Annotated in this window: 22 protein-coding genes and 1 rRNA gene; 3 read left to right on the top strand and 20 right to left on the bottom strand. The window is 50.3% G+C overall.

What is annotated here, in order from left to right; genetic code table 11:
* Positions 1-82 (top strand): 5S ribosomal RNA (gene rrf / locus OGY15_RS24790); the annotation flags it as partial.
* 86 nt (positions 83-168) lie between these two features.
* On the opposite strand, the gene OGY15_RS05985 is transcribed toward rrf, so the two are convergent.
* The 7 genes from OGY15_RS05985 to OGY15_RS05955 all read right to left on the bottom strand — a co-directional run bounded on the left by OGY15_RS05985 (position 169) and on the right by OGY15_RS05955 (position 9,559).
* Positions 169-927, bottom strand: a complete 759-nt coding sequence (locus OGY15_RS05985) for an amino acid ABC transporter ATP-binding protein (protein ID WP_151217906.1) — start codon at positions 925-927, stop codon at positions 169-171.
* Positions 928-934: 7 nt separating this feature from the next.
* A complete protein-coding gene (locus OGY15_RS05980) occupies positions 935-2,038 on the bottom strand; it encodes an amino acid ABC transporter permease (RefSeq protein ID WP_286538774.1) in 1,104 nt (367 codons plus the stop codon).
* Between the two features lie 9 nt (positions 2,039-2,047).
* On the bottom strand, positions 2,048-3,229 hold the full coding sequence (locus tag OGY15_RS05975) for an amino acid ABC transporter permease (RefSeq protein WP_286538772.1): 1,182 nt from the start codon (positions 3,227-3,229) through the stop codon (positions 2,048-2,050).
* 69 nt (positions 3,230-3,298) lie between these two features.
* On the bottom strand, positions 3,299-4,324 hold the full coding sequence (locus OGY15_RS05970; RefSeq protein WP_003025295.1) for an amino acid ABC transporter substrate-binding protein: 1,026 nt from the start codon (positions 4,322-4,324) through the stop codon (positions 3,299-3,301).
* Positions 4,325-4,782: 458 nt separating this feature from the next.
* Positions 4,783-5,004, bottom strand: coding sequence for a lipoprotein (locus tag OGY15_RS05965; protein WP_003025292.1), 222 nt, complete (start codon positions 5,002-5,004; stop codon positions 4,783-4,785).
* A 270-nt stretch (positions 5,005-5,274) separates the two neighbouring features.
* Positions 5,275-8,388: an efflux RND transporter permease subunit gene (locus OGY15_RS05960; RefSeq protein WP_286538768.1), complete on the bottom strand. Its 3,114-nt coding sequence runs from the start codon at positions 8,386-8,388 to the stop codon at positions 5,275-5,277.
* A 10-nt stretch (positions 8,389-8,398) separates the two neighbouring features.
* Complete coding sequence (locus OGY15_RS05955; RefSeq protein ID WP_151217903.1) at positions 8,399-9,559, bottom strand: efflux RND transporter periplasmic adaptor subunit; 1,161 nt, start codon at positions 9,557-9,559, stop codon at positions 8,399-8,401.
* A gap of 412 nt (positions 9,560-9,971) precedes the next feature.
* Here OGY15_RS05955 and envR point away from each other — a divergent pair, with 412 nt between their 5' ends.
* A complete protein-coding gene (envR, locus tag OGY15_RS05950; RefSeq protein WP_151217902.1) occupies positions 9,972-10,628 on the top strand; it encodes an acrEF/envCD operon transcriptional regulator in 657 nt (218 codons plus the stop codon).
* Between the two features lie 45 nt (positions 10,629-10,673).
* On the opposite strand, the gene OGY15_RS05945 is transcribed toward envR, so the two are convergent.
* The 13 genes from OGY15_RS05945 to acuI all read right to left on the bottom strand — a co-directional run bounded on the left by OGY15_RS05945 (position 10,674) and on the right by acuI (position 21,989).
* Complete coding sequence (locus OGY15_RS05945; RefSeq protein WP_151217901.1) at positions 10,674-10,838, bottom strand: DUF2556 family protein; 165 nt, start codon at positions 10,836-10,838, stop codon at positions 10,674-10,676.
* An 82-nt stretch (positions 10,839-10,920) separates the two neighbouring features.
* On the bottom strand, positions 10,921-11,805 hold the full coding sequence (yhdJ, locus tag OGY15_RS05940) for an adenine-specific DNA-methyltransferase (protein ID WP_151217900.1): 885 nt from the start codon (positions 11,803-11,805) through the stop codon (positions 10,921-10,923).
* An 88-nt stretch (positions 11,806-11,893) separates the two neighbouring features.
* Positions 11,894-12,190: a DNA-binding transcriptional regulator Fis gene (gene fis, locus OGY15_RS05935; RefSeq protein ID WP_000462905.1), complete on the bottom strand. Its 297-nt coding sequence runs from the start codon at positions 12,188-12,190 to the stop codon at positions 11,894-11,896.
* Between the two features lie 25 nt (positions 12,191-12,215).
* A complete protein-coding gene (dusB, locus tag OGY15_RS05930) occupies positions 12,216-13,181 on the bottom strand; it encodes a tRNA dihydrouridine synthase DusB (RefSeq protein WP_003025224.1) in 966 nt (321 codons plus the stop codon).
* A gap of 298 nt (positions 13,182-13,479) precedes the next feature.
* Positions 13,480-14,256, bottom strand: a complete 777-nt coding sequence (locus OGY15_RS05925; RefSeq protein ID WP_286538763.1) for a carbonic anhydrase — start codon at positions 14,254-14,256, stop codon at positions 13,480-13,482.
* Positions 14,257-14,383: 127 nt separating this feature from the next.
* Positions 14,384-15,265, bottom strand: coding sequence for a 50S ribosomal protein L11 methyltransferase (gene prmA, locus OGY15_RS05920; RefSeq protein WP_151217898.1), 882 nt, complete (start codon positions 15,263-15,265; stop codon positions 14,384-14,386).
* Between the two features lie 11 nt (positions 15,266-15,276).
* Positions 15,277-16,728 (bottom strand): sodium/pantothenate symporter, encoded by a 1,452-nt coding sequence (gene panF / locus OGY15_RS05915; protein WP_286538760.1) that lies wholly within the window; start codon positions 16,726-16,728, stop codon positions 15,277-15,279.
* Positions 16,718-16,960, bottom strand: a complete 243-nt coding sequence (locus OGY15_RS05910; protein WP_016154721.1) for a YhdT family protein — start codon at positions 16,958-16,960, stop codon at positions 16,718-16,720. Before OGY15_RS05910 ends, panF begins: the two co-directional genes overlap by 11 nt.
* 107 nt (positions 16,961-17,067) lie before the next feature.
* Positions 17,068-18,417: an acetyl-CoA carboxylase biotin carboxylase subunit gene (gene accC / locus OGY15_RS05905; RefSeq protein ID WP_003025213.1), complete on the bottom strand. Its 1,350-nt coding sequence runs from the start codon at positions 18,415-18,417 to the stop codon at positions 17,068-17,070.
* 10 nt (positions 18,418-18,427) lie between these two features.
* The gene (gene accB / locus OGY15_RS05900) at positions 18,428-18,898 is read right to left on the bottom strand and encodes an acetyl-CoA carboxylase biotin carboxyl carrier protein (protein WP_003025210.1); all 471 of its coding nucleotides are present in this window, start codon (positions 18,896-18,898) and stop codon (positions 18,428-18,430) included.
* A gap of 392 nt (positions 18,899-19,290) precedes the next feature.
* The gene (gene msrQ, locus OGY15_RS05895) at positions 19,291-19,890 is read right to left on the bottom strand and encodes a protein-methionine-sulfoxide reductase heme-binding subunit MsrQ (protein ID WP_151224439.1); all 600 of its coding nucleotides are present in this window, start codon (positions 19,888-19,890) and stop codon (positions 19,291-19,293) included.
* Positions 19,891-20,895, bottom strand: coding sequence for a protein-methionine-sulfoxide reductase catalytic subunit MsrP (gene msrP / locus OGY15_RS05890; RefSeq protein ID WP_210905446.1), 1,005 nt, complete (start codon positions 20,893-20,895; stop codon positions 19,891-19,893).
* A 119-nt stretch (positions 20,896-21,014) separates the two neighbouring features.
* Positions 21,015-21,989: an acrylyl-CoA reductase (NADPH) gene (gene acuI, locus OGY15_RS05885; RefSeq protein WP_151217894.1), complete on the bottom strand. Its 975-nt coding sequence runs from the start codon at positions 21,987-21,989 to the stop codon at positions 21,015-21,017.
* A 225-nt stretch (positions 21,990-22,214) separates the two neighbouring features.
* On the opposite strand from acuI, the gene csrD reads away from it, so the two are divergent.
* Positions 22,215-24,155: an RNase E specificity factor CsrD gene (csrD, locus tag OGY15_RS05880; RefSeq protein ID WP_151224438.1), complete on the top strand. Its 1,941-nt coding sequence runs from the start codon at positions 22,215-22,217 to the stop codon at positions 24,153-24,155.
* The last annotated feature ends 218 nt before the right edge of the window (positions 24,156-24,373 follow it).

Here is a 24,373-nt window from a genome sequence, read left to right as displayed (position 1 = left end):
CCATGCCGAACTCAGAAGTGAAACGCCGTAGCGCCGATGGTAGTGTGGGGTCTCCCCATGCGAGAGTAGGGAACTGCCAGACATCAAATAAGCAAAAAGGCCATCCGTCAGGATGGCCTTTTTGCGTTTATAAGCGAAAAAATCCAGAACGGTATCCGCCATATCTATTTAATGAATAACCTGCGACAAAAAGGCGCGTGTGCGTTCAGATTTTGGATGAGCAAAAAACTCGTCCGGTGGTGCCTGTTCAACAATCTCACCAAGATCCATAAAGATCACCCGGTCGGCCACTGTGCGGGCAAAGCCCATTTCATGGGTAACACATAACATGGTCATGCCCGATTGCGCCAGACCTATCATGGTATCCAGCACTTCTTTTACCATTTCAGGATCCAATGCTGATGTGGGTTCATCAAACAACATGATTTTGGGTTTCATGCACAGCGAGCGTGCAATGGCCACGCGCTGTTGCTGCCCACCAGAGATTTGTCCGGGATATTTATGCGCATGTTCAGCAATGCGAACTCGCTCAAGGTAGTGCATTGCCAGAGTTTCCGCCTCTTTTTTCGGCATCTTTTGCACCCATACAGGTGCCAGCGTGCAGTTCTGCAGAACCGTTAAATGGGGAAAGAGATTAAAGTGCTGAAAGACCATGCCGACTTCTTGCCTGACGCGCTCAATATTTCGGATGTCCTCATTGAGTTCAATTCCATCCACCACAATACGTCCTTGCTGATGCTCTTCCAGGTGGTTAATACAGCGGATGGTTGTCGATTTACCTGAGCCGGAAGGCCCGCACAATACGATACGTTCTCCCTGCTTTACCTTCAGGTTGATGTTTTTCAGGACGTGAAATTGTCCGTACCATTTGTTGACGTTTTCCAGCGTAATCATCGCGTCGGTAGACGGCATTAATAATTGGCTCATAAATTCCTCAGTGCGGTGTACGCCCGGTGTTAAAACGTTTTTCCAGATGTTGGCTGTAACGTGACATGCTGAAACAGAAGATCCAGTAAATCAGAGCGGCAAAAACATATCCTTCCGTCGACATACCCAACCACGCGGGGTCCACAGTTGCCTGCTGCACGCTGCTGAAGAGATCAAACAGACCGATAATGATGACCAGGCTGGTATCCTTGAACAGAGCGATAATTGTGTTAACCAGACCGGGAATAACCAGCTTAAGGGCTTGCGGAAGAATGACCAGCCCTTGTGTTTTCCAGTACCCTAGAGCCAGTGATTCAGCGGCTTCATACTGACCTTTTGGCAGGGCTTGTAGTCCTCCGCGAACCACTTCTGCGACATAAGCCGACTGGAAAAGAATAACGCCGACCAGCGCCCGGATAAGTTTGTCGATACTGGCTCCTTCGGACATAAACAGAGGGAGCATAACTGAGGACATAAACAGGACGGTTATCAACGGCACACCGCGCCAGAACTCAATGAAAATGACAGATAAAATCCGCACTATTGGCATATGGGAACGACGCCCCAGTGCCAATAAAATACCCCACGGAAGCGCGCCCGCAATCCCTACGGATGCGATGATAAGTGTCAGTGTTAATCCTCCCCACTGTCGGGTTTCTACGCGCTCAAGTCCGAAAAAACCACCGTACATCAACCACCAGACCACCACCGGATACACAATGGCCCAGACGGTAATATAGCGGCCACGATGGGGAATAAATTTCCAGAACATGGGGATGATAGAAACCAGGCCAATTATCAAGGCCAGATTTACGCGCCAGCGCTGATCGTGGGGATAAAGTCCATACATGAATTGCCCAAAGCGTTCATGAATGAACACCCAGCAGGCTCCGGCTTTGGTACAGTCTGCTCGGGTCGAACCGACCCAGTTGGCCTGAAAGAATACCCAGTTCAGCAGTGGTGGAAGAAATGACCAAATCAGCCATACGCATAGCAGCGTGAGCAGGCTATTTGACCAGCTGGAGAACAGGTTTTTACGCACCCAGAGTAGACTGCGGCCAGCCGGGTTACTGCTCTGGCGCGAGGGGGGAGACAGCAGTGCTTTTGTCATCATGGCTCCTTAGCGCTCAATCAGTGCGATACGGCGGTTATAAATATTCATCAGCAGAGAAATGCTCAGGCTGATGATTAGGTACACCGACATGGTGATGGCGATAGTTTCAATGGCTTGCCCTGTTTGGTTGAGCACCGTACCGGCAAACAGTGAAACCATATCCGGGTAGCCAATGGCGGCCGCAAGGGAGGAGTTTTTGACGATGTTCAGATACTGGCTGGTCAATGGGGGAATGATGACGCGCAGCGCCTGTGGGATGATTACCTGGCGCAGCGTTACTGGATTTGGTAGGCCCAGTGAGCGTGCGGCTTCATGTTGGCCATAAGGAACAGCCTGAATTCCCGCCCGAATAATTTCTGCAATAAACGCCGAGGTATACACGGAAAGCGCCAGGGTCAGGGCAGCCAGTTCGGGAATAAGCACCATACCTCCACGGAAGTTAAAACCGCGAAGCGCGGGGATGTCCCAGTGAAGCGCCGCGCCAAACAGCCACTGTGAAATCACCGGTAAAAGCACGATCAGCGCCAAAGCCGTTGGCCAGGTCCGGCGTAACTGACCTGTTTTAGTCTGGTGCATTCTGTTGTAGCGAAATAGCCCGATGGCGACGGCGATAGCGATAATGACAGCGATACATAACGCAAAAAAACCTTCTCCCATTTGCGGTGCCGGAATATACAATCCCCGGTTACTCAGAAACAGTAAATCCAACGCGTTAATGGCCTGACGTGGGCCGGGCAGGTTACGTAATACGGCGAAATACCAGAAAAATATCTGCAGCAGCGGCGGTATATTGCGGAACGTTTCGATGTAGATCGTTGAGAGCTTTCGCAATAACCAGTTATCTGAAAGGCGTGCCAGGCCGAGAAAGAAACCGAGAACAGAAGCGAAAACAATACACAACGCAGAGACTAATAGCGTATTGAGCAGACCGACTACAAAGACACGGCCATACGTATCGCCTTGCTCGTAATCAATAAGATGCTGGACAATACCAAATCCGGCGCTGCGATCGAGAAAAGAGAATCCCGAGGTAATACCGCTATTGTTCAGGTTATTTATTGTGTTATGAATGAGATAGACCGCAATGCTGATGACTGAAATGACGGTAAGTATTTGAAATAACCAGGCGCGGACCGCAGGGTTAGAAAAGGATAACGATCCTTTTACGGTTGAGCGGCGATGGAACATAAGAAAACCTCGGTAACGATGACCCTGGACTGAGCGCCGCAGTCGCGGCGCCCGTTACATCACTACGCATTAGCGCACCGGTGGTGCATATTGAATGCCGCCGTTATTCCAGAGATTGTTCTGTCCACGTTTGATCTTCAGTGGACTTTCCGATCCAACGTTACGCTCAAAGATCTCCGAGTAGTTACCTACCTGCTTGATTATGTTGTAAGCCCACTTGTTATCAAGCTTCAGGTCCTTACCATAATCCCCTTCCTTGCCTAACAGGTGCGCCATATCCGGCGTGGCAGGATTAGCCGCTTTTTCATCGACGTTTTTCGAGTTAACCCCCATTTCTTCCGCATTCAGCATGGCGAACAGCGTCCAGCGAACAATGGAGAACCACTCATCGTCGCCACGACGTACGACAGGTCCCAGCGGTTCTTTAGAAATAACTTCTGGCAGGACAATCCACTCCGCAGGATTACTCAGCTTGATTCGCAGGGCGTACAGCTGAGACTGGTCGGAAGCCAGCGTATCGCAGCGCCCAGATTCGAGAGCTTTAGCGGATTCATCCGAGCGGTCGAAAGTGACGGGGGTGTACTTCATATTGTTGGCTTTAAAATAGTCGGCCACGTTCAGTTCGGTATCAGTTCCTGCCTGGATACAAACCGTTGCGCCATCCAGCTCTTTAGCACTCTTCAGACCTGCTTTATTGTGGGTAAGAAAACCAATGCCGTCGTAATACGTTACGCCAGTGAAAGACATTCCCATTCCTGCATCGCGAGAGGAGGTCCAGGTAGTATTACGAGAAAGCATGTCAACTTCACCCGATTGTAGCGCGGTGAAACGTTCCTTGGCGGTAAGCGGGGTATATTTTACTTTGCTATCATCGCCAAATACGGCGGAGGCAACGCCACGACATACGTCGACATCAATACCTGAAAACTTACCGCTTGCATCGGCGTAAGAAAAGCCAGGCAACCCGTCACTGATCCCACACTGCACAAAACCTTTTTTCTTTACTGCATCCAGTGTTGCGCCGGCATGTGCCTGATTTGCAACCGCAAGCAGCACGCCGGCCGCAGCCAGGCTGGCTATTATCATCTTTTTCATAGAGCATCCTGTGTGGAGGAATTATTGTTATGGAAACGTTCTGAAAACGTCTTTTACCTGTCTGTGGCTTTGGCCATACTCTTTTAAGCAAAGGTAGTGCCAGGTTTTTGCGCACGATTATTCGACGCAATATGCAGAGTGTAGACAGGAAAAAATAAATGCAGCGCCCTGAAGTGGTGCAAAATTGAAACGTAAGCCACATTTCGGCGCAAAAAATTCAAAAATCAGACTGGACGCGTGATAACGATTTCGTGCGTTAATATTGATCACGTGAGAATAATAGAAAGAAAACGTGGTGTTACTAAGAAAAGAAAAAATGCTAATTTCAAATCGTGGAGATGTGAGAGAAATCTATAATAATTTTATTATACGTTAGGTACTTTATACTAACGCTTTGTCTTATATATATTTTATTTTTATAACTAAAAGCGCGGTAACAACCGCGCTTTTAAGAGGAATTATTTGGTTAAGGCAACGATCCCTAACGTCAGTCCAGCAACGGCTGCGGCACCACCGGCGATGGCTCCGGCGGTTTCCCAGTTATCCTGCGTGGTGCCTTTCATACATGTATTGGTATGAACCAGGCGTCCCTGATCGTCGTATACAGGTACGCAAGGAGAATCGTGTGCACAGCCGGCCAGAAATGCGGTTAGCAATGCAACGGAGATTAATCTTTTCATGGTGTTACCTCAAAAATAAGCGTTTCGCTAATCGGGCAAAGACAAACGCTAAGCCATCTGCGAACCTGGAGGCTATTTTACCACTTCTTAAAAAAATACTGACATGAGGAATAATCTCAATTCATGTGGATTGTAAAAATAATGAATAAAAAGAAAGGCGACGGGCGAATTTTCAGGAAAGATTAAAAAGAAATTAATGGCTATCTTATTAATAAATAAAGAGGGACACCATCGATGAAAAAGGCGTCCGAAGACGCCTTTTTTTACAAATTAGTCGTTGTGTCGACTAAAACGCCGTCTGACGACAACAAAGAAGACAGGGACGAAGAAGATTGCCAACAACGTCGCGGTCAACATTCCCCCCATTACGCCCGTACCGACCGCATTCTGCGCGCCGCTACCCGCTCCGTGGCTGATAACCAGAGGCATAACCCCCAGAATAAACGCCAGAGATGTCATCAGGATTGGACGAAGACGCATGCGCGACGCCTCCAGAGTGGCTTCTATCAACCCTTTACCCTCTTTATCCATCAAGTCTTTGGCAAATTCGACGATCAGGATGGCGTTTTTAGCCGAGAGGCCAATAGTGGTTAGCAGACCGACCTGGAAGTAGACGTCGTTATTCATCCCACGCAGCGATGCAGCTAACAATGCGCCTACCACGCCGAGTGGTACAACCAGCATGACGGAGAAGGGAATTGACCAGCTCTCATACAATGCGGCCAGGCAAAGGAAGACGACGATTAGCGAGATGGCATAAAGTGCAGGCGCCTGGTTACCCGACAGTCGTTCCTGATAAGACATACCTGTCCAGTCATGACCAATACCGTTTGGCAGCTTTTCTGCGAGGCTTTCCATTAATGCCATTGCTTCACCCGTACTTCGACCAGGCGCGGCTTCCCCCAGTATTTCCATCGATGGCATACCGTTGTAACGCTCCAGGCGCGGTGAGCCGTAAACCCAATGCGATGCGCTGAACGCAGAGAACGGAACCATTTCGCCATTGGCACTGCGGATATACAGATTACTGATGTCCGTTGGCAGCATGCGGTATTTAGCATCCGCCTGAACGTAAACTTTTTTCACACGACCGCGGTCAATAAAGTCATTGACGTAATAGCCGCCCAACGATGCAGAGATCGTCTCGTTAATGTCCGACAGCGAAACGCCCAGTGCTTGCGCTTTCTCCTGATCGACATCCAGTTTGAATTGAGGGGTATCTTCCAGGCCGTTCGGGCGTACGCGGACTAACAAATCTGGGTGTTTAGCCACCATACCCAGCAGTTGGTTACGTGCTTGCGTTAACGCCGTATGTCCCAAACCGCCTTGATCGATCAGCTCAAAATCGAAGCCGGTTGCGGTACCCAATTCAACTATCGCTGGCATGTTGAAGGGGAAGACCAGGCCATCGCGAATCCGGCTGAAGGCGTAAGTGGCGCGTGCAATGACAGCTTCAGCGCTGTTTTCTTCTCGACTACGCTCATCCCAGGGCTTGAGGCTGACGAACGCCAGACCGGAGTTTTGCCCCTGGCCGCTGAAGCTAAAGCCGTTAACCGTGAAGACGCTTTCGACGTTAGCTTTCTCATTGTTCAGATAATACTGAGTAACCTGATCCAGCACTTTCTGGGTGCGCTCTTGTGTTGCGCCCGCCGGGAGCTGAATCATGGTCATAAATACGCCCTGATCTTCTTCCGGCAGGAAGGAAGTCGGCAGACGCATAAACAGCACCGCCATTCCGATCACGATGATCAGGTAGACAACCAGGTAACGCCCGGTTTTACGCACAATACCGCTGACGCTATTGGTGTAGTGGTTGACGCTGTTATCGAATTTGGCATTAAACCAGCCAAAGAAACCGCTTTTTTTCTCGTGATGTTCAGCCAATACCGGCTTCAGCAGCGTTGCGCAAAGCGCGGGAGTCAGGATCAGCGCGACCAATACAGAAAGCGCCATGGCGGAAACAATGGTGATGGAGAACTGCCGGTAGATAGCACCTGTCGACCCACCAAAAAAGGCCATTGGGATAAAAACCGCAGACAGCACCATGGCGATACCGACCAGTGCTCCCTGAATTTGTGACATAGATTTTTCCGTCGCCTCTTTAGGCGGCAGATTATCTTCCATCATCACACGTTCGACGTTTTCCACCACCACTATTGCATCATCGACCAATAGACCGATGGCGAGCACCATCCCGAACATCGTCAGGGTGTTTATCGAGTAGCCAAACGCGGCAAGTACGGCGAATGTGCCTAATAATACGACGGGTACAGCGATGGTTGGAATGAGCGTTGCCCGGATGTTCTGCAGGAACAAATACATGACCAGGAACACCAGCACGATCGCCTCAAACAGCGTTTTTACCACTTCGTGGATGGAGATAGTCACAAATGGCGTGGTGTCGTACGGATAGACCACCTTCATTCCCTGCGGGAAGAACGGTTGTAACTCAGCCAGTTTGGCTTTGATTGCGTTAGCGGTATCCAGCGCGTTTGCCCCGGTAGCCAATTTAATACCGAGACCGGATGCAGGCTTACCGTTAATACGCGCAACGACGTTGTAGTTCTCACCACCCAGTTCGATCCGCGCGACGTCTTTCAGATGAACTACCGAACCATCGCTGTTCACGCGTAAAGTGACTTTGCCGAACTCTTCAGGGTCTTTCAGTCGCGTTTGCGCAATGATAGAAGCGTTAAGCTGCTGGTTAGGTAATGCAGGCGTCCCCCCTAACTGACCCGCGGCAATTTGATCGTTCTGGACCTTTAACTGATTGATCACATCAACCGGCGTAAGCTGGTACTTGTTCAACAAGTTCGCATCCAGCCAAATACGCATAGCGTACTGCGCGCCAAACAGTTGTACGTCGCCTACGCCATTCAGACGACTGATTGAGTCTTTAACGTTTGAGGCGACGTAGTCGGAAATATCATCCTGCGTGGTTTGCGGGTTATCAGAAACAAACCCCGCGACCATTAAAAAGCTGCTGCTGGATTTCTCAACGCCGATCCCCTGCTGCTGGACTTCCTGCGGCAGTAACGGTGTGGCGAGCTGCAATTTGTTTTGCACCTGAACCTGGGCGATATCGGGGTCGGTACCGGACTGGAAAGTCAGTGTGATGGTCACACTCCCGGCGGAATCGCTGGTGGAGGACATATACATCAGGTTATCGATACCGTTCATATTCTGTTCGATAACCTGCGTAACAGTATCTTGCACCGTCTGTGCATCCGCGCCTGGATAGGTTGCGGTGATTGCGACCGCAGGAGGTGCAATGGTCGGGTACTGCGCTACGGGAAGCTGCATGATTGCCAGAGCTCCCGCCATCATCAGAATGATGGCCAGTACCCAGGCAAAAATAGGACGCCTGATAAAGAAGTTAGCCATATCCGGTACCTTATTGGGCTTTCGTGGCAGAGGTTTCGGTGTCGGCAGTTGCTTTAACCTGGACGCCAGGGCGTGCTTTCTGTAAGCCGCTCACGATAACTTTGTCACCCGGTTGCAGACCTTCACTGATGAGCCATTTGTCGCCAATGGCTTGTGCGGCAACAACTGTGCGAGACTCAACCTGGCTCTTGTCGTTAACGACCATCACGGTGGCATCGCCGCGAGGCGTACGCGTTACCCCTTGCTGCGGAACGAGAATCGCATTTGGCTGAACACCTTCATCAACGCGCGCGCGCACAAACATGCCCGGCAGCAATGTGTGCTGCGGGTTAGGGAAGACGGCCCTGAGGGTGATGGATCCGGTACTTTCATCAACCGTCACGTCAGAAAATTGCAAAGAGCCTTTCAGCGGGTACGACTGACCATTTTCCATTACCAGTTCTACAGTACTGCTGGCATCGTCCTTATGCAGGCTCCCTTGCTCAATAGATTGTTTGAGGCGCATAAAGTCATTGCTGGACTGCGTTACATCGACGTAAATAGGATCAAGCTGTTGAACGGTAGCAAGCTCAGTCGCCTGGCCATTCGTGACTAATGCACCTTCGGTGACGTTAGATTTACCGATACGTCCGCTAATGGGCGATGTCACTTTGGTGTAGGCCAGGTTAATACGTGCGCTTTCGACCGCGGCTTTTGCTGCGATTACGGATGCATCGGCCTGGCGGGCATCAGCAATGGCCTGATCGTACTCTTGCTGGCTGATGTACTTAGTGCCAACCAGCGGAACATAACGTTTTACCGTTAAATGCGCGATAGCTGCCGCCGCTTCACTCTTTGCCAGTTCGCCTTTGGCGCTGTCATAGTCAGCCTGGTAAGTCGCGGGGTCGATCTGATAAAGCGACTGACCGGCTTCAACATCGCTTCCCTCAGTGAAATTCCGTTTAAGTACAATCCCGCTAACCTGAGGACGGACTTCTGCAATACGAAATGCCGTTGTGCGCCCGGGTAATTCGGTCGTCACGGCTAAGGGGGCCTTTTCGACGACATGGACAGTCACCTGCGGCTCTGCGGGATGAGCTTGTGTTTCTCCCTGATCGTTACAACCGGCGAGTAATGCAGCGGAGATGATGATGAATGAGGGCAGGAGTGAAAACCTGGCATTTTTCGTCATTTCTATTCCTTAAAAAACCGAACGCTCGTTATTAACCGGGTAACGCAGAGGCGATAACGCGCACAAGAAAAATAATAGTTGGCTATCCTACAAATTATTAGCCTGCGATGTAAGTAATACTTATTTATGGACGCGACACACGGCACATAAAAACAAAAAAGGATTAATCTTCTGATGTTTCATTATGGTGTTAATAGCAATACTATGATGCGCATAAATACATGTCGAAATAAGCATTTGATTGGTGAATATATTTAAGTTTTTTATATATTTTATTTATTCGTGTGCAATGTCAGCAATTAACGCTTTTAGGCCTCGTCTAAATATACGCTAAGTGATACATTTATTCCGTTCAGCAAATATTAGATAAGAAAGTTAATCATTCTCCACTCTACTCCGGACAGTCGGGATCATGGCCAGAAGAACAAAAGCTGATGCCCTCAAAACGCGACAGCACCTGATTGAAACAGCGATTGTGCAGTTCGCCGCGCGTGGCGTGAGTAATACGACGCTCAACGACATTGCGGATGCGGCCAACGTTACGCGAGGGGCACTCTATTGGCATTTCGAAAATAAAACGCAGCTTTTTAATGAGCTTTGGTTACAGCAACCACCCTTGCGTGATCTTATTCAGGAGCAGCTCGTTGGGCGTTGGGGAGATAACCCATTACAGCGGTTACAAGAAAGATTAGTCGTGGGTTTGCAATATATTGCTGAGAATCCTCGACAGCAGGCATTAATGCAGATTTTATATCATAAATGTGAATTCCATAATGATATGATATCGGAACAGGCTATTCGTGAAAAAATTGGTATCAATCATCTGGATATGCGCATTGCCTTGCAACAATGTATGGACGAAGGGCTTGTCGCAACCGGCCTTGATTTAGACGTTATAATAATTATTCTTCATGGCAGTTTTAGTGGCATCGTTAAAAACTGGCTCATTAATCCAATGAGTTATGATCTTTATAAACAAGCGCCAGTATTAGTTGATAATGTATTAAAAATGTTAAGCCCAGATGGTATCGTAAGGCAATTAACGCAGAGTGAGAGTCAGGTAGGGTAGTTTTAGCCGCCAGGCCTGACGGCTGCTGAAGTGGGGTGGGCGGCACTATTCGAGATCGACGCAGTTGACCAGCTTAAGGGGATTCACCGAGTTCATGTTCCGACACTTGTCGTGCTCTGTTGTCATCAGCTCTATCCACTGAATAAGCAGCGCATCAAAAAGAAAAACGAAGACCGCAAAAATAACCAGCCACCAATACTTGCGTATCATTACCAAACCCTGTGTATTCATGCCCAAGCGTGCAGGGAATATACACGAAATCTGCACGCTGAAAAGCGGACTTACAATGCCTTTACTTTGCTGAACGATCGCCACACTTTGCCGTCAAATGGCTCTTTTTAGACATGTTTTTTGTCTTACGCTTTTTCACCTTTGCAAGTTCAATTTCTGAAAAATGAGAACCAATACTCAGTCTTCTGAGCCCCATTTTCACGTATTCAGTATTGATTTCAATCCCGACAAACTTGCGACCTAACTCCACGGCGGTGGCGCCGGTCGTGAAGCTACCGGCAAACGGATCCAGCACTTTGTCATCTGGGTTGGAGGAAGCCAGAATGATGCGCTCCAGTAAAGCTTTGGGTTTCTGCGTGGGGTGATTTTCGTATTCGTCCATCAGATAGCGAACGCGGGGAAACGCCCAGACATTGCCAGGCACTTTTTTCTGATTATATGGCTGGGGTGGATTCTTTCTGTAATCTATCAGCGCGCGTTTAGCGCCCGTTTTGGCTTCCACCAGAATATCATCGCGATTAAACGTATAGTTTTTCTGATCTTTTACCATCATCAGGATCGGTTCATACATCGAACCAAAGTACTTTTTGGCCTGCACCCCAGAGCTATCATATGACCACACGATGCGGCTCTTGATGGTAAAAAGCTGGCGGCATTTGAGGTCGATGTATGGCATGTTCTCCGTACTGTTCATGATGTACATGGTGCCATGCGGTTTGAGAATACGATGGCATTCGTCAATGCATTCAAACAGCCATGTCAAAAAGCTCTGTTCGTCCCAGGATTCCACCATTCCGTCAAAGTTTTTACCGATATTATAAGGTGGGTCGGCAAAAATGAGCTCGACGCTTTCAGACGGCAGCTTTTTCAGTTCGGTCAGCGCATCACCCAGGATTATCTTTTTAGATTCATCGCCAAAATAGACAGGTTCACATCTCGCGTTCATCGCCAAAGCCTCCCGTATGACGTCAATAAAAAAGGCGCTTCCCCATGCCGAGTAGCGCCTTTTAAAACAAACATTTAACTGATTAGTATCAGTTCATGCCGTATTTTTTCAGTTTTTTACGCAGCGTACCACGGTTGATGCCCATCATCAGGGCAGCACGGGTCTGGTTGCCGCGGGTGTATTGCATCACCATGTCCAACAGGGGCTGTTCTACTTCAGCCAGTACCAGCTCATAGAGATCGTTAACATCCTGACCATTCAATTGAGCAAAATAGTTCTTCAGTGCCTGTTTAACCGAGTCACGCAGGGGTTTTTGAGTTACCTGGTCCTGAGAGTTAACGGTAGAAACGGTCAGTACGTCAGAATTTACGCGTTGTTCGAACATAGTTCTGTCAGCTCTTTATTTCTGTTTACGCAAAATTTTCGAAGTATGCCTCCAACGCCGCCAGCTGTTCGCTGGAATCTTCAATGGCGTTGAATGTGCGCCGAAACTGGTCATCCGGAGCGTGTTCCTGGAGATACCAGGATACGTGTTTACGCGCAATTCGGTACCCTTTTGCCTGACCATAAAAGTCGTGCAGTTCCCGAACGTGCGCACAAAGCAAGCGCTTAACCTCTGCCAGAGGCAGCGGGGGCAGCAGCTCCCCAGTGTCCAGATAATGCTGGATTTCCCGAAAGATCCAGGGTCTTCCCTGAGCTGCACGTCCTATCATAAGGGCATCCGCCCCTGTATAGTCGAGTACAGCTCTGGCTTTATGCGGGTCAGTAATGTCGCCATTCGCGATAATCGGAATGGAAACTTTCTGCTTAACTGCCCGAATACTGTCGTACTCAGCATCTCCATTGAACAAACAGGCGCGGGTGCGTCCATGAATGGTCAGAGCCTGAATGCCACAGTCTTCAGCCAGTTGGGCAATCTCTACGCAGTTACGGTGTTCCGGAGCCCAGCCGGTGCGAATCTTGAGCGTGACAGGAACGTCCACTGCATTGACGACCTCGGTTAGTATTGATTTCACTAGATCCGGGTACTGCAAAAGGGCTGAACCTGCGAGCTTACGATTCACTTTTTTAGCCGGACACCCCATATTGATATCAATAATCTGGGCGCCGCTTTCCACGTTAATTCGTGCGGCATCGGCCATCTCAACAGGGTCGCTACCGGCAATTTGCACCGTGCGAATTCCTGGCTCATCAACGTGCACCATCCGTAAACGAGACTTGTCACTTTCCCAAACCTGCGGGTTAGATGACATCATCTCGGATACCGTCAACCCGGCTCCCATCTCATAGCACAGCGTCCTGAATGGTCTGTCAGTGATGCCAGCCATAGGTGCTGCGATCAGGCGATTTCTGAGCTGGTATTGTCCGATGCGCATGAGTTAAGAAATGACCATACTGTGACTGCAAGGCGGCGTATATTACGCATTTTTCGCACGAGATGAAAGGCCAAACTTTGACCAATCCACTGAGGTGGATCAATGAATTGCCGTAAATATGAGCGCATTAAAATATTTGATCATGTAAATCATAGTGTTATAAAAAAGTGCCGATTTTATATACACATATAATTTTGCGTAACTTCTCATTTTTTCTTCAGCGGCAGAAGGTACTGACAAGATATTCTGCTGAATTAATCAGCAAATAACCTCACCATTGTGTGATCGCTACCTCATTTTAGTACAGGATCTCGGTATCCCCGGAATTGCTTTCCTCAATTTTGCGTTCATTCAGCGGCTGCGGTGGGCGATTATTCGCAGACCCAACAATGTAGTGAAATTTATCCAACTGGTCGGCGGAAAGGGTAACTGGCGTTTTCAGTACAGTCCAGGTCACGCCTTCAGTGCAGGGAGGAGTAGTTAGCGAACCGCTATAACGCCAGTAGGATTTATCATCGGGTAAAAGGTGGTTGATATTGACTGGCGAAAAAATGGGCATGCTATTGTCCTTCATGGTTGGAAAGGATTCCCACAGATTTTGAATCGCCTGGTTAGGTTCATCGACATCAAACATGACCGCTACGATGGCGATGTCTCCGTGTTGGTTTTTGTGGACTAACTGCAGCTCCAGAGGATAGTTTTTTCCGTTGAGGGTATGTTCGCTCGGTGCGTGAAAATCTAATTCTTTCAGATAATAAATTTTTTCATCAACATTAATAGAGTTTGAAGTATAGGGACTCATTGTTCCCTGTAGCGTATGGTTGATGCTACGAAATCTTGTCGGACCATCGACGTATTGTATGTTGAGCGCAGGAAGGCTGAGTTTATTGGTTGTGGCGGTCTGGATATCAATGGGTGATTGATTTATTCCAGTTTGGCACGTTGCATACTCACTGCTAATTTCTCCCCACCGTGCAGGGCCGGTCTCTCCGATATATCCCCATGATGCGGCAAGCGTTGTCAGGGGCATCAAGCATGCTGTTAGTAAAGTTGTTGTAAAACGATAGAAATGCATACGTACACTCAACGAAAACAATATAAAAATTAACAAAATCAATTAAATATTGTATATCGAGGAGAGGTATCGCTGTGCTGGTCAATTGTCTGAAAATGGCGTGGTCAGATAACCACGCCGGAAGGGATTATTTTTTCTTACCGGTAATGCGGCACCATTCTTCTTTCTCGATAACCGGATCGAGTGTAAAGAGATCGGCATAGGCCTCACAGACGCTTTCCGCCTGACTGGCAAGAATGCCAGAAAGCCCCAGTAAACCGCCCTCAACGGGCAGTACGCTGATTAACGGCGCCAGTTCACGTAATGGACCCGCGAGGATGTTAGCGACCACCACGTCGGCTTTCATCGCTTCTGGCTGGTCTTTCGGTAGATAAAGCTCAAGACGCTCAGAAACACCATTCCGTTGAGCGTTATCACGGCTGGCCTGAATTGCTTGCGGATCGATATCGACACCGATGGCTTTCGCTGCGCCCAGCTTCAGGGCCGCAATCGCTAGAATGCCTGAGCCGCAACCAAAGTCGATAACCGTTTTGCCGTTTAGATCGAGACCGTCCAGCCATTGCAGGCACAGCGAAGTGGTTGGATGAGTACCTGTACCAAACGCCAGACCCGGGTCCAGCATTACGTTGACGGCATTCTCATCCGGGACATCGCGCCAGCTCGGGCAAATCCACAAGCGTTCACCAAAACGCATCGGGTGGAAGTTATCCATCCATTCGCGTTCCCAGTCTTTATCTTCAAGCTGTTCGATTTTATGCGCGAAGCCTTCACCCAGCAGCGGATGCTGTTCCAGGATGGCAACGACTTCTTTCATGTCGGTTTCTGCGTCGAACAAGCCGATAACATCGGTATCACCCCACAGGCGAGTTTCGCCCGGCAGAGGCTCAAATACCGGCGTATCATGCGTATCCTGGAAAGTAATGGAAACGGAGCCCGCTTCCATCAGCGCATCGCTTAACTCTTCAGCGTTGGCACCGGTCGTGTTCAGTTTTAGTTGGATCCATGGCATGGCAAAACTCTTTATTTATCAGTAGTCAATATGGCAGCTTGCGGGACGGTGGAACCGAAACGGTTACCGATCAGGAAAGCCAGCAAGCTTATCAGTAACGAAGGCACAATCGGATGAAAGCCCAGGTACTGAACGTTAAAGGTCGCGAGTACGGCATAAAGCACGCCGCCGACAATCATCGCACTCAATGCGCCAGCAGCATTTGCTCGTTCCCAGTACAGGCCCAGCACCAGCGGCCACAGGAAGACGGCTTCCAACCCGCCAAACGCCAGCAGGTTAAGCCAGATAATCATCTCTGGCGGTTTCCAGGCAGCCAGCAGCAGTAACGCACCGAGCAGCAGGGTAATCACGGCCGACATGCGCTTCAGCCGGGTTTCATTTTTAAGCTGTTCCGGACGAAGGTTCAGGTACAGATCCTTAATGATCGTAGCGGAACTTTGCAGCAATTGGGCATTGATCGTCGACATGATCGCGGCCATGGGAGCTGCAAGGAAGATCCCGGCAGCTACCGGTGGCAACACTTTTACCATCAGGGTCGGGATAACCAGATCCGGTACCGTCAGATCAGGGATTACCGCCCGTCCTAATGCACCTGCCAGATGCATACCAAACATCAGGATCGCCACTACGATGGTGCCGATGATAATTCCGCGGTGGACCGCTTTGCTGTCTTTATAGGAGATACAGCGTACTGCCGTATGCGGCAGGCCAATTACGCCAAAACACACCAATACCCAAAATGAGGTCATAAACGTGGGTGACAGAATGTCATCCGCACCCTGCGGTGAGACCAGTTTCGGGTCGATGGTCTGTAGGGTTACCACTGCATTGCTAAGGCCACCGGCGGCATGAACGACGCCGATCAGCAGCACGATAGCACCAATCAGCATTACCATGCCTTGCATGGTATCGTTCAGTACGCTGGCACGAAATCCGCCGAACGCAGTATACAATGCGATACTGACGCCAAAGATCAGCAGACCGGTTTCGTAAGGAATGCCCGCTGCGGTTTCCAGCAATCGTGCGCCGCCAATAAACTGTACGGTCATTGCTCCAACAAACGCGACCAGCAGGCTCAGGCTTGCCAGCCACACCAGTAGACGACTCTGGTAGCGGGCAAACAGCATGTCGTTAAGGGTAACGGCATTATAGCGGCGCGCCAGAATGGCGAATTTCTTCCCGAGAATCCCCAAAGAGAGCCACACGGCAGGCAACTGGATCATTGCCAACAGCACCCATCCCAATCCGTATTTGTAAGCCGCGCCAGGGCCGCCAATAAACGAACTGGCGCTAATGTAGGTTGCCGTTAGCGTCATGGCTAACACGACCCCACCCATCGAGCGGCTGCCGAGGAAATATTCGTTCAGGAAAGTACCGGTCGCTCTCTTACGCATGGCGTAAACAGAGAGACCGAAGACCACCAACAGATAGGCGACCAGCGGCAAAATAACTTCAAGCTGCATCGTCATCCTCCAACGGAATGTCGCGATAGATAAACTTCACCATCGCCCAGCACAGTACGATGAAAACCAGCGGCGTTAGCAGGCAGGCCATTTCGAACCAGTGCGGTAAGCCGGTAAAGCCGAGCGTGGAATCTGGTAAGTAAGCGGCCACTAACCATGTGGCAAGATATAAAAGGGTCAGCCACAGCGCCCAGCGCGCCTCTTTATGGGCCTGAACAAAACGAGCGTCCATTTTTTGTCCCTTGTAGATAAAGAAAGCGGGGATTGTACCTTATGGCGCGTACGGGAGGGGAGAAAAACAAAAGGCCGGAATTTCCGGCCTTTTCGGTTAACGCATGCTTACTTTTCCTGGAGTCCGAGTTTTTTCTCCAGATAGTGGATATTGGTTCCACCATGCTGGAAGTGCTCGTCATTCATGATGCGGATCTGCAGATCAACGTTGGTTTTGATACCGTCGATGATCAGTTCCTGCAATGCGTTTTTCATACGGGCGATTGCTACGTCGCGGTTTTCACCGTAGCAAATGAGCTTCCCGATCATTGAGTCATAGTACGGAGGTACTGTGTAGCCTGCGTAAATATGAGACTCCCAGCGCACACCAAATCCGCCCGGCGCGTGGAAACGCGTGATTTTACCCGGGCTTGGCAGGAAGGTGTTCGGGTCTTCGGCGTTGATACGGCATTCAACCGCATGGCCTTTAACCACAACTTCATCCTGCTTGATGGACAGCGGTTGTCCCGCAGCGATACGCAGCTGCTCTTTGATCAGGTCAACGCCGGTGATCATTTCGGTAACCGGGTGTTCAACCTGAATACGGGTGTTCATCTCAATGAAGTAGAACTCACCGTTTTCGAACAGAAACTCGAAAGTACCTGCGCCACGATAGCCGATATCAACACACGCTTTGGCGCAACGCTCACCGATGTAGCGACGCAGTTCCGGGGTAATGCCCGGTGCTGGTGCTTCTTCGACGACTTTCTGGTGACGACGCTGCATGGAACAGTCACGCTCAGCCAGATAAATCGCGTTACCCTGACCGTCTGCCAGCACCTGGATTTCGATATGGCGTGGGTTTTCCAGGTACTTCTCCATGTAAACCATATCGTTGTTGAAAGCCGCTTTCGCTTCCGCTTTGGTCATGGAGATGGATTGTGCCAGTTCGGCATCGCTACGTACGACGCGCATACCGCGACCGCCGCCGCCGCCGGAGGCTTTGATGATAACCGGATAACCGATGCGTTTAGCATGAGCGCGGTTAGCGTCCATGTCATCGCCCAGCGGGCCATCAGAGCCTGGTACTGTCGGTACGCCAGCTTTCTTCATGGCGGTGATCGCAGACACTTTGTCGCCCATCAGGCGGATTGTGTCGGCTTTCGGACCGATGAAGATAAAGCCGGAACGTTCTACCTGCTCAGCAAAGTTGGCGTTCTCAGAGAGGAAGCCATAACCCGGGTGAATTGCCACCGCGCCAGTGATTTCAGCAGCGCTAATGATAGCCGGAATGTTCAGATAGCTTTTTACGGACGCAGCCGGGCCAATACAGACCGTCTCATCCGCCAGCAATACGTGTTTTAAATCGCGATCCGCGCTTGAATGCACCGCGACAGTCTTGATGCCCAGTTCTTTACAGGCACGAAGAATACGCAAGGCAATCTCGCCGCGGTTGGCGATAACAATTTTATCCAACATGTTCGCCTCGTTATTCGATGACGACCAGCGGCTCGTCAAATTCTACCGGTTGACCGCTTTCTACCAGAATCGCTTTAACTACGCCGGATTTGTCGGCTTCGATCTGGTTCATCATTTTCATGGCTTCAACGATGCACAGGGTATCGCCCGCATTCACTTTCTGGCCGATCTCGATGAACGCTTTAGCATCCGGGCTCGGGGTGCGGTAGAACGTACCAACCATTGGGGAGCGTACGATGTGACCACTGATTTCCGCTGCTGCCGGAGCTTCCATACTTGGAGAGGCAGTTTGTGCGACAGCGTTAGACAGAGCTGGCTGCTGCATCACTGGTGCAGCATAAGCTTGTTGCATCATTGGAAAACTTGCAGCTGGCGCTGCACGGCTGATGCGTACAGACTCTTCGCCTTCAGAAATTTCCAGTTCGGAGATGCCTGATTCTTCAACCAGCTCGATCAGTTTTTTAATCTTACGAATATCCATGAGTGGGTTCCGTACTCTTTGTTTAGTGAGATTGTGACAAGCGTTTTACCGCCGTCTGTATAGCATTTTTATAACAGTGAGTGACAAGATGCCACGCATCTCAGGCGTTGCACTGGGTGCTGCGGCCATTATATGAGATTGCCAGACTTGTTAGTCATTGTGCGGCTATCTTCTGCCATTTTCGGGTAAAAGACAAAATATACCTTCAATATGCGAATGTCACCCTTTCCACGCCGTAAAAACGCTACCGGGGATAGCAAAGTCGCACATTATAACTATTTCGTAGCAATTGGCAGCTAAATACTGGTCTTATCAGGGAAGATAATCAACCGTTAACATGTAAAGAAAATCGGATCGTCCGCATTTTGCAACGTACTGCACATATCGTGAAACTACCGCCACCACTGGCGAAACTTCTTGTAGCGGCAGGCTAACAGCACCGCCGCGAGTGCGGCATAAATAATCGGTTGAGGGGAGATAATTTTTACCGACCACAGATAATGTATGGGTGCCAGAATCGCCACAAGATAGACGAAGTTGTGCAGATACTGCCATTTTTTCCCCAGCTTTCGCTGTGCCGCCTGCGTGGACGTTAAGGTGAGGGTGAATAAGATCACCCAACTGACAATGCCCAGCATCAAGTAAGGTCGCGTGATTAACTCCCGCCCTAACAACGTCAGATTATTAATACCCAACTCCAGGAGCGCATAGCTGGTTAAATGCAATGTCGCCCAGGCGAAACACCATAGCCCTAACAGGCGACGCGTGCGTATCAATAATGGCTGTTTAGCGTAGCGCGCGAGTGGAGAGACCAGCAAGGTCGCCAACAAGAATTTCAGAGCTGTCCTACCGGTAAAGTGCTGGATATCTTTGACCGGGTCGGCGCTCAGTCCACCGTGGTTTACCGCCCAAAATAGCCAGACAAACGGTAAAAAGCCTGCAAGATGCAGGCAAACTTTCAGCCCGGTAATGTGCTTTGCAGTCAGGCGCACTTAAAAATTCTCCTGCAGATTAAGTCCTCGATACAGCGAAGCGACTTCGTCGGCGTAACCGTTAAACAGCAGCGTGGGCTGGCGCTGAACGTCCAGAATACCGCCTGCGCCAATAAAACGCTCTGTGGCCTGGGACCAGCGGGGATGATCGACATGCGGATTAACGTTGGCATAAAACCCGTATTCGTTGGGGGCAGCCAGGTTCCAGGTGGTCGGGGGACGTTCGCGGGTGAGTTTAATACTCACGATCGACTTAATGCCTTTAAATCCGTATTTCCACGGCACAATCAGGCGGATGGGCGCGCCATTTTGTGGGGGAAGGGCCTTACCATAAACCCCTACGGTGAGCAGTGTGAGTGGATGCATCGCTTCATCCAGACGCAGCCCTTCAACATAGGGATACTTCAGCCCGCCGCCAATAAAGCGATCCTTTTGTCCTGGCATTTCATCCGGCGCGTAGCGCGTTTCGAACGCAACATACTTTGCGTTGCCGGTCGGTTCAACCTGTGCCAGCAGTTTATGTAACGGAAACCCAATCCACGGCACGACCATTGACCAGGCTTCCACGCAGCGCATCCGATAAATCCGTTCTTCCAGCGGGAAACGGGCGGTTAGTGCATCGTGATCGAGGGTGAGTGGTTTTGCCACCTCGCCACTGATTTGCAACGTCCACGGATCGGTTTTCAGGCTGCCAGCATTGGCTGCCGGATCCGCCTTATCGAGACCGAACTCGTAGAAGTTGTTGTAGCCAGAAACCTTATCCGCAGGCGTTAAAGGAAGCGAATTTTGCCAGACGGCGGGCTTACTGTAATCAAGCGGCTTACCTGCGGGTGCTGGAGGGCGATCGTTGCCCTTAAACCAGCTAAGAAGATCGGCCTGCGCAGAGAGGGGCAAAGACAACGCGGCAGCGCTGATCCCTAATGCTTTCAGAACCTGGCGGCGCTGCATAAAAAAAGCCGACTCGTCAGTGACGTCGGCTTCTGTAAATGGACGTAATTTCTTCATAACAGACTCCCGGCTTACGCGTCATAACTGACAGGGGACGCGTAGTTAATATGGCAGGGAGTCTGAAGATATGCCGTGAAATTTGGTTAATTAAGTGTAAATTTCTGCGCCACGGTCTATTACTTCACTTTCACCAGCGTACGGCCTTGCACCTGGTTATTGATGATGGCATCGGCGAACTTCGGTGCATCTGCCAGCGTAATTTCCGTGGCGGCCTGAGCATAGAACGATTCCGGCAAATCCTTCACCAGTCGCGCCCAGGCTTGTGCACGCCGTTCCGGCGGAGTCATCACTGAGTCTACCCCTTGCAAACGAACGTTACGCAGAATGAACGGCATCACCGTAGTCGGCAGAGTAAAACCGCCTGCCAGGCCACAGGCGGCAACGCAGCCGCCGTAGTTCATCTGTGCCAGTACTTTCGCCAGGACTTTGTCACCAACCGTATCAACTGCACCAGCCCACAGTTGTTTTTCCAGCGGGCGTGATTCTGCAAACTCATCGCGACCAAGAATACGGCTAGCGCCCAGGCTTTTCAGGTAGTCGTGGGTGCTTTCGCGACCCGAAACCGCCGCAACCTGATAACCCAGCTTATGCAGTAACGCAATGGCCGTGCTGCCCACGCCGCCACTGGCGCCGGTGACAACAATCTCACCGTCTTGCGGGCGGATGCCGGCATCTTCCAGCGCCATGACGCACAGCATGGCGGTAAAACCGGCGGTACCGATGACCATGGCTTTACGTCCGTCCAGCCCTTTTGGCAGCGCAACCAGCCAGTCGCCTTTCACGCGTGCGCGTTCTGCCAGTCCACCCCAATGATTTTCACCCACGCCCCAGCCGGTCAGCAAAACTTCCTGACCTGCATGAAAACGGGGATCTTCGCTTGCGCGAACGGTACCGGCGAAATCGATACCAGGAATCATCGGAAAATTACGAATGATTTTACCCTTGCCAGTGATAGCCAGGGCGTCTTTGTAGTTCAGGCTTGACCAGTGGATATCCACCGTCACATCGCCTTCCGGTAGCTGATTTTCGTCGAGGGGTTGAACGGATGCGAGGGTTTTTCCGTCCTGCTGTTCTAAGATCAAAGCCTGCATAACCTGTCCTCAATTCGTCTGGTGGATTGGAAAATTAATTATGAAGACTATACTCGCTAATCAAAACATGATGCCGATTCTGCGCAATAAATTGCCAGATATACCTGATTTGGTAGTATGCCCACACTGTTTGTATAAATGGACGGATTTTGCGTTCAGCTTTGCATTTGCGCGTCGCTTTATCACTTTCATACCTGTTTCATAACTGTCGGAGTTAACACAAGGATGCGATTAACGACGAAATTTTCAGCTTTTGTCACGCTGCTTACTGGGTTAACGATTTTCGTAACTCTCATCGGCTGCTCGCTGAGTTTCTACAACGCAGTTCAATATAAGTTCACCACCCGTGTTCAGGGGGTGGCGACGGCGATTGATACTCAACTTGTCTCCCGCGATGTCGTTGCGTTAACCCCGCAAATCGATGAACTGATGGTTTCGGTTGATATCGTGCGTATACAACTGATGCAGGGCGAGCACGTGGTGTATGAGCACTCCCGCACCAGCAGCTATCGCCCGGCGGGGACAAATAATCTCTATCGCGATATCACCGTCCCGTTGATCAAGAACCCGGGTATGTCGCTGCGTCTGGTTTATCAGGATCCGATGGGTAACTATTTCCATTCGCTGCTGACCACCGCACCGCTCACGCTGGCGATTGCTTTCATTATACTTATGCTCTTTTTGTCGGTGCGCTGGCTTCAGCGTCAGCTTTCAGGGCAAGAGCTGCTGGAGATTCGTTCAACGCGCATTCTGAATGGTGAACGTGGACCGAACGTGCGGGGAACGGTCTATGAATGGCCAGCACGTACCAGTAGCGCGCTCGATATGCTCCTGGCCGAGATTCAAAATGCTCGCGAACAACGCAGTCGCCTCGATACGCTGATTCGTTCCTATGTGGCGCAGGATACAAAAACCGGGCTGAGTAACCGCTTGTTCTTTGATAACCAACTGGCAACGCTACTTGAAGATCAGGAAAAAGTGGGATCGCATGGCGTCGTGATGATGGTGCGCCTTCCAGACTTTACGCTGCTGCGCGATAGCTGGGGAATTACCCTCGCGGAAGAACAAATTTCAATGCTCATCAATTTATTGTCGACTTTTATGACGCGCTATCCAGGCGCGTTGCTGGCGCGCTACCACCGTAGCGATTTTGCCATCCTGCTGCCGCACCGCACGTTGAAAGAGGCGGAAAGCATCGCGGGGCAATTATTAAAAGCGGTGGACGCGCTTCCGGCTAATAAAATGATCGATCGTGCCGATATGATTCATATCGGCATTTGTGTTTGTCGCAGCGGGCAGTCGACAGAACAAGTGATGGATCATGCCGAAGCCGCCACGCGGAATTCGGTATTACAGGGTGGGAACAGCTGGTCGGTCTATGATGATTCACTGCCGGAAAAAGGTCGGGGCAACGTACGCTGGCGAACGCTAATCGAACAGATGCTCAGTCGGGGCGGGCCGAGAATTTATCAAAAGCCTGCGGTAACGCGTGAAGGACGAGTACATCATCGGGAGCTGATGTGCCGTATTTTTGATGGCAGCGAAGAGGTTATTTCGGCGGAATATATGCCGATGGTGCTGCAGTTTGGCCTGGCTGAAGAGTATGACCGTCTGCAAATCAGCCGTTTGATCCTGCTGTTGGGGTACTGGCCGCAGGAAAGTCTGGCGATGCAGACAACGGTTGAATCACTCATTCGCCCGCGTTTTCAGCGCTGGCTACGTGATACGCTGATGCAGTGCGAAAAATCATTACGCAAACGCATAATTATTGAACTTGCGGAGGCAGATGTCTGTCAACATATCAGCCGGTTACAACCCGTCATCAGATTGATGGGGGCGCTGGGTGTGCGAATCGCTGTGACGCAGGCGGGCCTAACGCTGGTGAGTACCAGTTGGATCAAGGAGCTTAACGTTGAGTTATTGAAGCTACATCCAAGCCTGGTGAGGAATATTGATAAACGAACGGAAAACCAGCTGCTGGTTCAAAGCCTGGTAGAGGCCTGTTCAGGAACACCAACGCAGGTTTACGCCACGGGCGTTCGTTCGCGTAGTGAGTGGCACACGCTGACGGAACGCGGAGTTGCTGGTGGGCAAGGGGATTTTTTTGCCGCATCACAGCCACTTGACACTAACGTGAAAAAATATTCGCAAAGATACTCGGTTTAACCTGCCGTTTAATTTGTTTTCACGTAGAATAACGCGCGCTGTGCCTTCTGGGGGTGTGCTTGTCTGCTCGCCAGGTTGTAACAGCAAACATGCAGGTGAATGACCTTTGACAGGTTGCAAACAAAAGCGAGGAGTGCTGCTGATTTATTCAGCCCTGATGGACTCAGGCCGGTTTTGTAACAAAGGAAACGAACTGCACTAATTTTCACCGTAGCAGA

Source organism: Citrobacter sp. Cu231 (assembly GCF_030332265.1).
GTDB classification, from domain to species: Bacteria; Pseudomonadota; Gammaproteobacteria; order Enterobacterales; family Enterobacteriaceae; genus Citrobacter; species Citrobacter meridianamericanus.
This window is presented reverse-complemented; position numbering and strand designations above follow the sequence as displayed.